Genomic DNA, 12,965 nt, shown 5'->3' with positions numbered 1-12,965 from the left:
ATGGCAAAGCTGCCACTACCTGGCTTCTATTGCTTTTTATCTGGCAGATCAAGCCAAAATCACCATATCGATATGCGAAATATTGTCTTCTAAATATTCCTGCCCCACCGGCACAAAGCCAAAATTGCCATAAAAACCCTGTAAATGGGATTGCGCGCCAATACGATGGCCTTGATTTGGGTAAAGTTGTTGTGAGAAGCGTAAGCCTTCTGTTACTAGCAAAGATCCGGCCCCACCACGGCGTGCATCCGGGTGCGTGATCACCCGCCCGATTGATGGCTCCGCATATTTAAAACCTGGCGGCACAAGGCGCAAGCTGGCAAGCACCTGACCATTTTGATCAAAACCTAATAAATGTTGCGAAACCGCATCGTATTGATCCATATCCGGATAAACACAGTTTTGCTCAACAATAAATACATCTTGGCGTAACTTTAAATGGGCATACAAAGTCAGCGCATCAAAATCTGCCAATCCATACCAGCGCCATTGCAATTCAATCATGTCGGCTCCATAAGAAAAAAGGCTGCCGGAGCAACCTGTTTGTATTCATTCAGCGAATATTTTTCCCTTTCAATAAAAACCTCAAATCTGCAGACACAGAGCGATGAAGAGAACACTGAGAAGACAGAGAAAAACGATGAATATTTCAAGGTTTTCTCTGTGCTCTCATTGATCTCTGTGTCTACAGATCTTCTAAGCTTTTTGTTAGAAAAATAACTTCTGCAGGGCTAGCAGCCTAGCTTTTCACGCCATTTGGCGATTTGCACCAGCACCTGAAACGGCGCGGTCCCGCCCACGTGATTACGGGCATTTAAAGAGCCTTCCAGCGTCAGCACTTCAAAAATATCTTCACCAATTAATGGTGAGAAACTTTGCAATTCAACCAATTGCAAATCACCAAGGTCTTTATGCTTTTGCTCGGCGTAATGTACTGCCAGAGCCACAGCTTCATGCGCATCACGAAAAGGGATGCCACGCTTTACCAGATAATCGGCCAAATCGGTTGCGGTAGAGAAACCCTGTTTCACCGCACGCACCATGGCTTCCGGCTTCACAGTAATGCCCCGCATCATATCTGCATAAATACGCAGGGTATCGGTCAGGGTATCAACCGTATCAAATAGCGGCTCTTTATCTTCCTGATTATCTTTATTGTAAGCCAGCGGCTGGCCCTTCATTAAAGTGAGCAGAGAAATCAGGCTGCCATTTACACGGCCGGTTTTACCACGCACCAGCTCTGGCACATCCGGGTTTTTCTTTTGCGGCATGATAGAGCTGCCGGTGCAAAAACGATCGGCAATATCAATAAAGCCATAGCGCGGGCTCATCCACAAAATAAGCTCTTCGGATAAACGCGATAAATGTGTCATCACCAATGCGGCAGCAGCAGTAAATTCAATTGCAAAATCACGGTCAGATACGGCATCAAGCGAGTTCTGACAAACTTCATCAAAGCCCAGTAATTGAGCCGTGTATTCCCGATCAATAGGGTAAGTTGTACCCGCCAGCGCAGCCGAGCCAAGCGGCAAGCGATTAACCCGTTTACGTGCATCTGCAAGACGCTCGGCATCGCGGCCCAACATTTCTACGTATGCCATCATATGGTGGCCAAAGGTAACCGGCTGGGCCACTTGCAAATGGGTAAAGCCCGGCATCACGGTAGAGGCGTTTTTTTCTGCCAGATCAATCAGAGAAATTTGCAGCTCGTGCACGAGCCCCACCAGCAAATCGATTGCACCACGCAGATAAAGGCGAATATCGGTGGCAACCTGATCATTGCGGCTGCGACCTGTGTGTAGGCGCTTACCCGCATCGCCAATCATTTGCGTCAGACGGCGCTCGATATTCATATGCACGTCTTCCAGATCCAGGCTCCATTCAAACGAGCCTTCACGGATTTCGTTCAGGATATCGGCCATACCGCCCTGAATGGACTTCAGATCTTCAATCGACAACACGCCCACTTTATTGAGCATGGCAGCATGAGCCAGAGAACCCTGGATATCGACTTCAGCCATGCGCTTATCAAAATCCACCGAGGCGGTATAACGCTTGACGAGTTCGGTAACCGGCTCATTAAAACGGCCAGACCACATCTTTTTGCTCTGATCCTGCATGTTTTTTCCTGATCGAATCTAGATTTAAGGCAAATTATATCTGCCTGCATCCACAATACGTAAATTTTCCACTAAATAAATATGTCAGGGCAATTGGTCCAGAAGCGCTTCCTGTTGCTATTTTGACAAAGAAAAGAACCTATACTACAGGCAAGGTAGATTATTACTTATACAGGCATAAAAATACGCTGTAAAAACGCAGAATACCTTATAAAAAAACCAGGAACGATGCCTGCTCCAAAAGAGTAAAGGCCCGTATAATCCGCTACAGAAATAAGAACCGATTCATGCAGAACACATAATCAGCTTTTATTTAGTCATAACAAAAAATAAATGCCTGATCATTTAAACAATATTAAAAGGCATATTAATCATTTCTTATTTACCTTTAAAACGTATCCTCTGAAGTAAAAATTGTGAAGCAGTTAGGCAATCAATTATATAAAGAGCATCCACTGACACATACGGTGTGCTGCTAATATGCCCAACTTAAACCATTATCGAATACAGTAGTGCCACAGAGATTAATACAATGTCCAGAGACATGAAAAGAACACCCCGCAGCAATACCAGTAATGCCTCGAAAAGCAGCGGAGGAGGATCTCTGCTGACAGGATTACTGATTGGCTTATTTGGTGGTGTGGCCGTCGCCGTAGCAGTTGCAGTATTTTTAAACCGCAGTGGCAACCCTTTTGCAGGAAAAGTCAGCAGCACACCAGCCGATGCCATTTCATCGGCTCCTGTTGGCCAGGCACCACTAACCCCGGAAGTATTATCTCCCGGTGGAAAAAACGACATCATCATCGTTACACCTAGCCCTACTCCGGCAGCTTCAGCTGTCACAACAGAAAATGGCGAGCGCTTTGATTTTTATAAGATGCTACCGGAACTTGCAGACAAAAAAGCTGCCGAAGTAAGCAAGCCTGCCGAGCCTAAAAAACCTGAAGCCAGCCCGCCAGTTAAAGTAGAAGCCCCCAAAGGTGCGTATTTGCAAGTCGGTTCATTCCAAAATGAGCAGGATGCGGATAACCTTAAAGCCAAACTCGCTTTACTGGGTATAGAAGCCAGAATTCAAACCAGCGATATTCCCGGTAAAGGAATCTGGCATCGTGTTCGCCTAGGGCCATTTAATTCCGGCAATGAGCTGGATAATGCCCGCTCGCAACTTAAAGCTAATGGCGTAGATAGCGCCGTTGTTAAATAACAAAGTAGGATTTGCGTATGTTAAATACTTGGCTCAAACGATTACTCATCGGCACGACCCTTCTGGCAGCAAGCTTTGCCCACGCAGAGCTCCGTGAAGGTGTTGAATATAAGAAAATGGCTAAGCCACAAGCAGTTGCCATTGCTGGCAAAAGCGAAGTCATTGAGTTCTTCTGGTATGGCTGCCCGCATTGCTTTACTGTTGCTCCTCATGTTGAAGACTGGGCAAGTAAATTACCGGCCAATGTTAATTTCCGCCGGGTGCACGTTGCATGGCCTGGCCGCAGCGATATGGAAGGCCACGCTAAAATCTTTATCGCTCTACAGGCAATGGGCCTTGATGGCAAGCAGCAGCTTGCAGTAATGAGCGCCATACAAAAAGATCGAATTGAATTACGTAAAGAAGATGTCCTGTTTGCATGGATTAAAAAACAAGGTATTGATGTAGAAAAATTCAAAGCCCAATACAATTCATTTAGCAGCAGTGCCAGTATGAATAAACTGGCGCAAATGACACGTGATTATCAAGTTGATGGCGTACCAATGTTTGTGGTCAATGGCAAATACGTAACCAGCCCGGGCATGATTAATAAAGAAGATGGCAGCATCACCCAGGTCATTAATGAGCTACTGGCCAAAGACAAACCTGCACCCGCTAAAAAGAAATAAATCTGCTCGCTGCCAGAATGCCCCGATTATATTCGGGGCATTTTTACGTCCCGAGTTCGGGTACAACAGGGCATACTCAAAATTAGATTATTCATGCGATGCAATCCCTAAGCAGCAGCAAGCGTCCCTCTCCCCTGGCCCTCCCCTCAAAATGGAAGAGAGGGACAGACAGCGCCTTCGGCGCCATTTCACCTTTTGGAGCCTTAAACATGCAATGGATAGACCTGCGCAGTGATACCGTCACCCAGCCTACCCCGGCAATGCGAACTGCCATGATGAATGCGGTGGTGGGCGATGATGTCTATGGCGACGACAGCACGGTCAATGAACTTGAGCTCCTGGCGGCAAGCATACTGGGCTTTGAAGCGGCACTGTTTGTGCCAAGCGGCACTTTTGGCAATCAGCTGGCGCTATTCACCCACTGCGAGCGTGGCGACGAAGTAATACTGGGTGAAGACAGCCATATTGTCTGGCACGAAGTAGGCGGCGCAGCGGTCATTGCCGGCGTAAACCTACGCCCTGTTCCCACCCAAAATGGCGTACTGGATGCCGGGCAAGTGCGTCGCCGCATTCGCCCCGAAGGCGATATCCACCTGCCGCGCACACGTTTAATCTGTATGGAAAACGCCCATTCCAGCGGCCGGGTTGTGCCGCTCGCCGCCATGCAGGAAATCTGGGAAACCGCCAAATCGGCAGGGCTGAAAGTTCACCTTGATGGTGCGCGGGTATTTAACGCCGCCACTCACTTAGGAGTCGATGTAAAACAGATCACCCAATATACAGACAGCGTAATGTGTTGCTTATCCAAAGGCTTAGCGGCCCCCATCGGCTCTATTCTGGCGGGAGATGCGGCTTTTATTGCCACCGCACGCAAAAAACGTAAGCTTTTAGGCGGTGGATGGCGGCAAGCCGGCGTACTTGCAGCCCCTGCCATGCTGGCACTGACAGAAATGACCCTGCGCCTGGGTGAGGACCACCAAAATGCACAGTATCTGGCTGGGCAACTGGCCAGCCTGCCTGATGTGCACGTTTGCACCGACCAGCTGCAAATCAATATGGTGTTTTTTGAAATCCGCAAAGAAATCGACGAAGGCAAACTACTCGCCCACCTTAGCGAATGCGGCATTAAATCGAATGGCACGGAAGACGGCCAATGGCGCTTTGTTTGCCACTGGCAGATTGGCAAGGAAGAGATTGATACCGTGATAAGCGCGATGAAAGCGGCGCTGGCTGCAGCTTAAAACTTCAGCTCCAAGCATGGGCACGATGTCGTGCCCATGCTGCTTTTACCTTAACTGATCCACAACCGCCAGCAGCGGCAGCAAGACGCTTGCGCCAAACTGGCGGCTACGCTCACCGTTCCAGCCTACTTCCGGCAATGGGCGTTTAGCCGTGTCTTTAAATGGCATTTCGACGGTGTAAGCCAGGCAATCAAAGGCATCGCCTACCCAGTTAGTAGCAATGGTCAGTGTTTCCGGGCCAAATTTGCCTTTTTCATAGCCAAATTCAGTTTGAAAATCCGGGCACGTTGCCAGCCATGATGCTTTAAAAGCCGCTTGCAGGCTGGCTTGGTGAGCAGAAAAAGACGCATTGTCTTCACAACCCGCTACAAAATTATGCGGAATCGCTTCGTCGCCGTGCACATCGAGGAAGGCATCGATGCCGGTTTCCAGCATCATCTGGCGCACCAGAAACACTTCCGGGCTACGCTCCATCGTTGGCGTTGCCCATTCGCGGTTCAAGTTGGCACCCGCCGCATTGGTGCGCAAATTACCGCGCACACTGCCATCCGGGTTCATATTCGGCACAATATAGAACACGGCTTTTTCCAGCAGCACGCGCGCAACGCTGTTTTCCGGATCAAGCAGGGTTTCAAGCAGACCTTCAACAAACCATTCGGCCATCGACTCACCCGGATGCTGACGCGCGGTAATCCAGATGTTTTTCTTGCCCGGCATTTCCACGCCAACGCGCAGCAAATCCATATCACGCCCATCTAAGGTGCTGCCCAGATGCACTGATTCGCACAAGGGGGATGCCTCTACCGCCTCACCAATCAGGCGCATATGGCGCTCCCACGAATACGGCTCGAAATAAGCGTAGAAAACCGATTCGCGTTCCGGGCGATGATGAATACGCAGCGTTTGGCCATCATAATCACTGGCCACACGAAACCAGTTTTCGGTGTCGTAGCTAGCCACCGCATTGTAATCAGACCAGCCATCGGGGTAAGCACTGCTGGCTGCGTTATCAAAATGAATCACACAGTCCTGATCTTTAGCGCCAAGCAAACGGAAATGAAACCACTGGCTAAATGGCGAAGCATTATCGCAGCGGATCTTCAAATGGATATTTTGGGCATCCGCAAGGCTGACCACTTCAATAGCGCCAGAATCAAACTGGCTGGAAATTTTTAGCATGATGCGATCCTAAAATAGAAAATATTGAAGCTAAAAAAACCCAAACCTTTAAACACGGAGTTAAGGAGAACACAGAGAGCCACGGAGAAAAGAAAACCTGAATGACGATGATTCAGCTTCCTAATTTAGAATGAAATAGATTGGTTTTCTCCGTGAAACTCCGTGTTCTTTGCGCTCTCTGTGGTTCAAGATTTGGGTTTATTACGATTTATTAACTGCCCTTACTTCAAACGGATAGACCAGGCCCAACTCGGCTCTGGCCGCGTCCACCATGGCAATCATGGCTCTGGAGTGAGCGTACGGCATGAGCGGGCTTTCACTTTGGCCTGTGGCCAGTAAATGGCAAAAATGGGCCGTTTCGTATTGCAGGCCTGAACCCACAGGCAGTACTTCCAGCCTGACTTTGCGACCATCTTTATAAAAAATAGTGGCCGTAGTCGGGTTCCACCATTTTTCATCCAAGACCACATGCCCACCCGGGCCAGCCAGCAGCGCCTCACCCGATCCGGCCAGATCCAGACCGCAGTAAAGCTGGCTGATGCCGCCGCTGTGCTGGCTATTGATGCTGGCAAAAGTATCCACCCCGCCATTGAGCCGACCCAAAGCCTGCACCTTTTGCACACCGCCCAGCCAATCCACCGCTAAAAACGCGCCATAAATACCGATATCCAAGAGGCCACCACCCGCCATTTCAGGCTTTAGCACGGCATGATCTGATGCTACATTAGGGTTGGCAAAGCCACAGCGCACAAAAGCCACCGGGCCGATCGGATCGTCCAATAAGTGCTCACGTAGCGCCTGATACAGTGGATAAAACCCCGGCTTCATCGCCTCCATAAACAACTGGCCGGTTTGCGTCGCCACGTCCAGCACACGTTCCAGCTCTGCAAGGCTGGTGGCCGCAGGCTTTTCACACAGCACCGCCTTACCCGCCTGCATGGCCGCAATGCTGTACTGGGCATGGCTGGTATGGGGCGTGGCGATATACACCGCATCGATATCGCTGGCGAGCAAATCATCCACACTTTGATGCACTAGCCCGCCATACTGCTCTGCAAAAGCCGTGGCCTTAGCCTGATTGCGATTCCACACCGCAGCAAGCTGCGCCTCGCCGGCAAGATAAGCCAAACCCTGAGCAAAGCGATTGGCGATATGACCAGTGCCGATAATCCCAAAACGAATAGTCATTGAGTGCCTTTGGGTTTAGAAACTGGTGTTGCACAGTTCATTGTCTTTTTAGTGCCTTCGGCACGATGATTTTGGTGCGGGCGTCCCGCTGGACCTTCCTTTCTTGTGTAGCCAAGAAAGGAAGCGAAAGAAGGCCACCCCACGAAACACGAAGGCCCCTGCGCTGCGGACAATCGAGTCGGCGGCTGCGGGACTCGCTTCGCTCAAACATCCTCGCCGAAACCCCGCCCCGCTTGTTCCTCACTCCGGCGTGTTTCAAGGGGAGATTTAAGCCCCGTGCCACTAACTGCGATACAAATTTTAATTAAACAAGTTTTAAAATACTTAAAACCTACGAAACAACTTAATTGGAGTCATGTTTTTCTCCGTGAAGCTCCGTGTTTCAAGATCTGGATTTGCTTAAATCACGATTAAACTTTATTAAACCGCACCAAAGCCAAGCTGCCGAGTAGATTAGGTAAGAACTCTACTTTTTCACCCTGATTCAATACCAATTGATGATCAATCTTTAAACCTGATTTATTCAATAACTTAGCAAAATCATTCACGGTACAAAAATGGATATTGGGCGTGTTATACCACTCGAATGGAATCGTTTCCGATACCGGCATTCTGCCCATTAGGATTTGCCAGCGGTTTTCCCAGAAGCCAAAATTAGGAAAGGTGACGATGCCGGTTTTACCCACCCTGACCATTTCCTGCAAAATGCCTTCAATATTGTGCATAGCCTGAATGGTGAGGGAAAGCACCACATAATCAAAGGAATGGTCTTCAAAAGTCGATAAGCCACTTTCCATATCACTTTGAATCACATTCACACCGTTAGCCACGCAGCCCACCACGCCATTGACATCAATTTCAACACCATAGCCACTGACTTCTTTTTGTACCGCCAGCCATGCCAGCAATTCACCGTCGCCACAACCTAAATCCAATACTCTGGATTGAGGGGGAATCCAGTCGGCAATATATTGCAAATCCGGACGTAAAGTTTTTAGCTTGCTCATTGGGCAATCTCCTTAGCAATCCGCTGCATATAGTTGCGCATAATGGCGTGATAAGGGGGGTCTTCCATTAAGAAAGCATCATGGCCGTGTTCTGATTCAATTTCTGCATAAGAAACCTGGCGTTTAGCCGCCAATAATGCTTTTACAATTTCTTTAGAGCGGGCAGGAGAAAAACGCCAGTCGGTAGTAAATGAAACGACCAGAAATTGCGCCTTGGCTTCACTTAAAGCCGCCACTAAATCATTATTGTAATGACGGGCCGGATCAAAATAATCCAGCGCTTTAGTCATTAACAAATAAGTATTGGCATCAAATACTTCGGCAAATTTATCACCTTGATAGCGCAAATAGGATTCAATTTCGAATTCCACTTCAAAGCCGTATTTATATTCACCAGAGCGCAATAGACGGCCAAATTTCTCGCCCATACCATCATCGCTTAAATAAGTAATATGCCCCAGCATGCGAGCCAATCGCAGCCCACGGCGCGGCAGGGTATTGTGCTGATAATAATCGCCGCCATGAAAATCCGGATCGGTCAGAATAGCCTGACGGGCCACATCATTAAAGGCAATATTTTGCGCGGTTAATTTGGGCGCAGAGGCAATGACGAGGCAATGGCGAATTCGCTCCGGATGGGTAATGGACCAACGCAGCGCCTGCATCCCACCCAAGCTGCCACCAATCACCGCAGCAAATTGAGTAATACCTAAACGATCGGCTAAACGTTTTTGCGTTTCAACCCAATCTCTGACCAATACCAATGGAAAAGCCGAACCATAAGGCTGGCCCGTGGCCGGATTAATAGAGGAAGGCCCGGTTGAGCCATGGCAGCCACCCAGATTATTTAAGCCAATAACAAAGAATTTATCAGTATCAATTGGCTTACCCGGCCCTATCATCGTATCCCACCAACCGGGATTTTTATCATCAACACTATAGCGGCCCGCTGCATGATGATTACCCGACAGGGCATGACAAACCAGGATGGCATTAGAAGCATCGGCGTTTAACTTGCCATAGGTTTCATACACCAACTCGTAATACGGCAGGATAGTGCCGGAAGATAAAGTAATTGGCTCGTCAAAAACCGCTTTTTGAGCGGAGACTAAACCAATGCTGCGAGGTAGCTGCATTGTTTTTCCCAAGTCTTAAAAAGCTCAAACTCAATCCAAACCATAAATCTTCAACACGGAGCACACGGAGAAAAGCAAAAACGAGAGTGAAAAAAATATAAACCTCCTAAAGATTTTCTCCGTGAAACTCCGTATTCTCTGTGTGCTCCGTGGTTTAAGATTTGGGTTTTAAGCCCTATTTATTCAATTGTGCTAATTGCGCCCGCTCTGCTTCCGGCCATTTGTCTTCCAGAGCAATCAGCTGCTCTCTGTCCGCAAAAGGCGGATAGCCTGCTTTCATCGTCAGGCGAATATAGTGGTGGATAAATACATCCAGGCAAACATGCATCGCGCGCATATCGCCAAACTCGCGCTCACGCTTTTTAGTGCGTAAATATAAATCGAAATCAGCAGCCTGAATGCGCTCATCCCACTCACCAATTTTGGCCAGTGCACTACGGGCAATCATCACGGTATTACCGACAAAGCCTTCTTTAATCTGATGCTTAAATCGCATTTGCCGGTCAAGGCAAAACTCTTCCCAATTACGGTACATCAGCTTATGCATCCAGCTGAGCGTGGTGCGATTAAAACCAAATAAACCAAGGATGTTTTTAATTTTTTGCCAGCGGTGTTTCAGCTTTTTAGTTTCCTGGGCATTTTCAATTTGCTCAATTCCGCAAACCGTAGCCACCTCTAAGCCATTCGCCGTCATCGATTCAATCAGCTTCAAGTCCCATTGGGGGGATACGATAATGTCATTATTCAGAAAAGCGAGCCAGTCATATTTTGACTGGGCAATACCCTGATTCTGGCTATGCGGATAGGCGTAATTCGCGTGATTGCGAATCACCGTTACGCCCACCGAATCAAAAAACGCCGCACTGCCATCGTTTGAACCATTATCAATAATAATCAGCTCAAAGGGGTGATGCGTATAGCGCTGCAGATTTTCCCAAAATAATTGATTCACCGCTAATTGATTATGGATGGCCGTAATAATGCTGATCATAAAGAAACCTTACGCTGAAAACTGGAACCCGCCAATAAGGCACATGCCAGTAAAACATAGGCCAGGCCCGTAATATTATCGGTAAAAAAGGAATTGGCTAAAGTTGATACGCCGTAAGAGCAAACTAAAACAGCACCCAGCCAACGCTCTGCCGAAATGCTATTCCAGGCCTGTTTTGCTGTAGCGAGTAAAACTAAAACCAGGGACAACATCCCCACCACACCCAGCTCTACACCCAGCCATAAATAATCATTATGCGGATTAGCAAATGAGCGGCGCACTTCTGAATCACCGGCATTTTTTAAATAATTCTGCTTATAGCTGCCAGTACCATGCCCTAAAACCGGAGCTTCTTTAATTAAATCTTTAGCCACTTTATGAAAAAACAATCGCAGGCCTACCGAGGTATCAATATCGCCTTTGTCGTAGCTTTGCACATCGCTTTGCACGGTACTCATTCCGGTACGCAATGCGCTGGAGCCTAAATAAAGTAATGGAGCCATTACCGCAGCAGCAATCAGCGCAATAAAAAAACCGCGCCTGCCCTGCCATAGCACGACCAATAAGCCTAATAGTAAAAGTAATAATACTTGCGCCGTGCGCCCTTTCACCATAAAGAACACATCAAAAATACACAGGGCAATCGTGATTGCTGCTGGCCAGCGCCATGCTGAAGGCAAACGCCCCGCCATCCAATAAGCGGCAATACCGCAGGCAAGAAAACTCACAAAGGTGCTGTGATAGGTATGGGTTCTAAAAACGGAATAATCGCCGATTGCACCTTGAATAATTGGCGTGCCACTGAGGCCACTGCCAATTGAAAGCACAAGGGTAATCACCGCCCCAAAACCAAAACCCGCTAATAAATACTGGCGGACAGGGGCTACAGTGCATACAGCAAAAAATAGTGGTGCTAATAAATAAGCCCGCATTTTAAGCAACATACCCAGCGCATCATTAATTGATGCATCAGTCCAGAATACGCCCAATACAAACAGCGAATACATCAAAAGGCAGGCCTGAATGAATGGCTGACGCAATGCATTAGCAATATGCTGGCGGATTTCGGAGGTAAAAATCGCGAATAAAACCAATACCCCCGCGCTGATATTTTGCATGGCGGTTGAAACAGGAATAGCAAACCCCGCCAAAAAAGCAAACCAGAGCAGAGGCTGCCGGGTAATATTTAGATTCATGCCACCACCAGACGATAATGTTTTTTAGTTAAATCACGGCCCAGTAGTTTTTCTACTTTCATTTGCCAGCGATGACGTTTTTCGCGCTTGGATAAGCGATATTGCGGATCAGCAATAAATACTAATTCGGCATAATCCTGAAACCAGGACTGCACAATAGCCGGGTGCTTGCCTTTAAAGGGCTGCAATATACTGGCATCAATCTGGCTGTAATCATGCGCTTTTGGTGTGTGATTCCAATAGCGGGAAACCTGACGAATTTTTTCATTCATTTTTTCACTGGATCGCACATGGCCGTAATGATAAATCGGGCAGCCCGTTAAAGCTGCATTCGGATAACGCCCACGTTTATTCTGGTGCATCACCACCCAGAACAAGCCATCAGGCGCCCAGCTACGAATGGTGTTGCGAATAATCCTTGGCGCGCGGCGATACCATGCGGGGCTTTGGGCGACTAAATCCGGGCAGCCATAAAAATGGTGATAATCAAACACCAGCGCTTCAACCTCGGGATTAGCCAAGTGTTTTTCCATGGCGGCGCGAATCTTGGGCGCGTCTTCTTCGTGAATGACTTCATCGCCTTCCAGATAAAATGCCCAATCTCCGCTGCAATTAAACTGAGCAATCATTTTTTGCTGAGCGTAGACATAACCACGGTCTTGCATATCCTCATTCCAGGTGGTTTCAATCACCCGAATCCGTGCATCGCCGATGGAGCGAACGCGCTCCAAAGTATCGTCATCGCTTTTACCCACCGCCACGACCACTTCATCGCAAACGCTAAGTAGGCTTTTTAAACTTTCAATGTAAGGGTAGCCAAGCAGGGTGCCATTGCGCAGGAAGGTAAAACCACTAACTTTCATAGGGAGTCCATAAAATGGGGAATCTATTAAGCATTATTCAATAAGTACTTATGCAAAGATTTTCCAACAAGGCGTACCGACGCAGACAGCATGTGCAATACGGCAAGGAGGCACAACGCAGCTGAGGGAATTTTGCGTAAGCACTTAATTGTTAATAGAGCCTTGCGGGCAG

The 12,965-nt window shown here is 48.0% G+C and carries 12 protein-coding genes; 3 read left to right on the top strand and 9 right to left on the bottom strand.

Going from position 1 to position 12,965, the window contains the following annotated elements:
• Positions 1–48 precede the first annotated feature (48 nt).
• Positions 49–504 carry a GNAT family N-acetyltransferase gene (locus EJO50_RS13405; RefSeq protein ID WP_125974959.1) on the bottom strand — a complete coding sequence of 152 codons (456 nt, stop codon included), beginning with the start codon at positions 502–504 and terminating at the stop codon, positions 49–51.
• A gap of 227 nt (positions 505–731) precedes the next feature.
• Positions 732–2,120 carry an argininosuccinate lyase gene (argH, locus tag EJO50_RS13400; RefSeq protein WP_125974957.1) on the bottom strand — a complete coding sequence of 463 codons (1,389 nt, stop codon included), beginning with the start codon at positions 2,118–2,120 and terminating at the stop codon, positions 732–734.
• 544 nt (positions 2,121–2,664) lie between these two features.
• Between argH and EJO50_RS13395 the strand changes: the two genes are divergently transcribed.
• The 3 genes from EJO50_RS13395 (at position 2,665) to ltaE (ending at position 5,233) form a co-directional block, all read left to right on the top strand.
• Positions 2,665–3,324 (top strand): SPOR domain-containing protein, encoded by a 660-nt coding sequence (locus tag EJO50_RS13395; RefSeq protein WP_233702085.1) that lies wholly within the window; start codon positions 2,665–2,667, stop codon positions 3,322–3,324.
• Positions 3,325–3,341: 17 nt separating this feature from the next.
• Positions 3,342–3,992 (top strand): thiol:disulfide interchange protein DsbA/DsbL, encoded by a 651-nt coding sequence (locus tag EJO50_RS13390; RefSeq protein ID WP_125974955.1) that lies wholly within the window; start codon positions 3,342–3,344, stop codon positions 3,990–3,992.
• A gap of 209 nt (positions 3,993–4,201) precedes the next feature.
• Positions 4,202–5,233, top strand: coding sequence for a low-specificity L-threonine aldolase (ltaE, locus tag EJO50_RS13385; protein WP_125974953.1), 1,032 nt, complete (start codon positions 4,202–4,204; stop codon positions 5,231–5,233).
• A gap of 45 nt (positions 5,234–5,278) precedes the next feature.
• Here the strand turns inward: ltaE and EJO50_RS13380 are convergent, their stop codons facing one another.
• The 7 genes from EJO50_RS13380 to EJO50_RS13350 form a co-directional block, all read right to left on the bottom strand.
• Entirely contained in the window at positions 5,279–6,412 is a 1,134-nt protein-coding gene (locus tag EJO50_RS13380) for a M14 family metallopeptidase (RefSeq protein ID WP_125974951.1), read from the bottom strand.
• Positions 6,413–6,613: 201 nt separating this feature from the next.
• On the bottom strand, positions 6,614–7,600 hold the full coding sequence (locus tag EJO50_RS13375) for a Gfo/Idh/MocA family protein (protein ID WP_125974949.1): 987 nt from the start codon (positions 7,598–7,600) through the stop codon (positions 6,614–6,616).
• A 410-nt stretch (positions 7,601–8,010) separates the two neighbouring features.
• Complete coding sequence (gene metW / locus EJO50_RS13370) at positions 8,011–8,607, bottom strand: methionine biosynthesis protein MetW (protein ID WP_125974947.1); 597 nt, start codon at positions 8,605–8,607, stop codon at positions 8,011–8,013.
• Positions 8,604–9,743, bottom strand: coding sequence for a homoserine O-succinyltransferase MetX (gene metX / locus EJO50_RS13365; RefSeq protein ID WP_125974945.1), 1,140 nt, complete (start codon positions 9,741–9,743; stop codon positions 8,604–8,606). The genes metW and metX overlap by 4 nt, the downstream gene beginning before the upstream one ends.
• Positions 9,744–9,918: 175 nt before the next feature.
• A complete protein-coding gene (locus EJO50_RS13360) occupies positions 9,919–10,734 on the bottom strand; it encodes a glycosyltransferase family 2 protein (RefSeq protein ID WP_125974943.1) in 816 nt (271 codons plus the stop codon).
• Positions 10,731–11,930, bottom strand: a complete 1,200-nt coding sequence (locus EJO50_RS13355) for an O-antigen ligase family protein (RefSeq protein WP_125974941.1) — start codon at positions 11,928–11,930, stop codon at positions 10,731–10,733. Before EJO50_RS13355 ends, EJO50_RS13360 begins: the two co-directional genes overlap by 4 nt.
• Positions 11,927–12,793: a glycosyltransferase family protein gene (locus tag EJO50_RS13350; protein ID WP_125974939.1), complete on the bottom strand. Its 867-nt coding sequence runs from the start codon at positions 12,791–12,793 to the stop codon at positions 11,927–11,929. The genes EJO50_RS13355 and EJO50_RS13350 overlap by 4 nt, the downstream gene beginning before the upstream one ends.
• Positions 12,794–12,965: the final 172 nt, after the last annotated feature.

This window comes from Iodobacter ciconiae (assembly GCF_003952345.1).
In the GTDB taxonomy this organism is placed as follows: Bacteria; Pseudomonadota; Gammaproteobacteria; order Burkholderiales; family Chitinibacteraceae; genus Iodobacter; species Iodobacter ciconiae.
The sequence above is the reverse complement of the archived record's forward strand: the minus strand, read 5'-3'. Positions and strand labels throughout refer to the sequence as shown.

Coding starts and splice junctions, on each gene's coding strand:
- EJO50_RS13405 (WP_125974959.1), bottom strand. CDS start 504: ATGATTGAATTGCAATGGCGCTGGTATGGATTGGCAGATTTTGATGCG.
- argH (WP_125974957.1), bottom strand. CDS start 2,120: ATGCAGGATCAGAGCAAAAAGATGTGGTCTGGCCGTTTTAATGAGCCG.
- EJO50_RS13395 (WP_233702085.1), top strand. CDS start 2,665: ATGAAAAGAACACCCCGCAGCAATACCAGTAATGCCTCGAAAAGCAGC.
- EJO50_RS13390 (WP_125974955.1), top strand. CDS start 3,342: ATGTTAAATACTTGGCTCAAACGATTACTCATCGGCACGACCCTTCTG.
- ltaE (WP_125974953.1), top strand. CDS start 4,202: ATGCAATGGATAGACCTGCGCAGTGATACCGTCACCCAGCCTACCCCG.
- EJO50_RS13380 (WP_125974951.1), bottom strand. CDS start 6,412: ATGCTAAAAATTTCCAGCCAGTTTGATTCTGGCGCTATTGAAGTGGTC.
- EJO50_RS13375 (WP_125974949.1), bottom strand. CDS start 7,600: ATGACTATTCGTTTTGGGATTATCGGCACTGGTCATATCGCCAATCGC.
- metW (WP_125974947.1), bottom strand. CDS start 8,607: ATGAGCAAGCTAAAAACTTTACGTCCGGATTTGCAATATATTGCCGAC.
- metX (WP_125974945.1), bottom strand. CDS start 9,743: ATGCAGCTACCTCGCAGCATTGGTTTAGTCTCCGCTCAAAAAGCGGTT.
- EJO50_RS13360 (WP_125974943.1), bottom strand. CDS start 10,734: ATGATCAGCATTATTACGGCCATCCATAATCAATTAGCGGTGAATCAA.
- EJO50_RS13355 (WP_125974941.1), bottom strand. CDS start 11,930: ATGAATCTAAATATTACCCGGCAGCCTCTGCTCTGGTTTGCTTTTTTG.
- EJO50_RS13350 (WP_125974939.1), bottom strand. CDS start 12,793: ATGAAAGTTAGTGGTTTTACCTTCCTGCGCAATGGCACCCTGCTTGGC.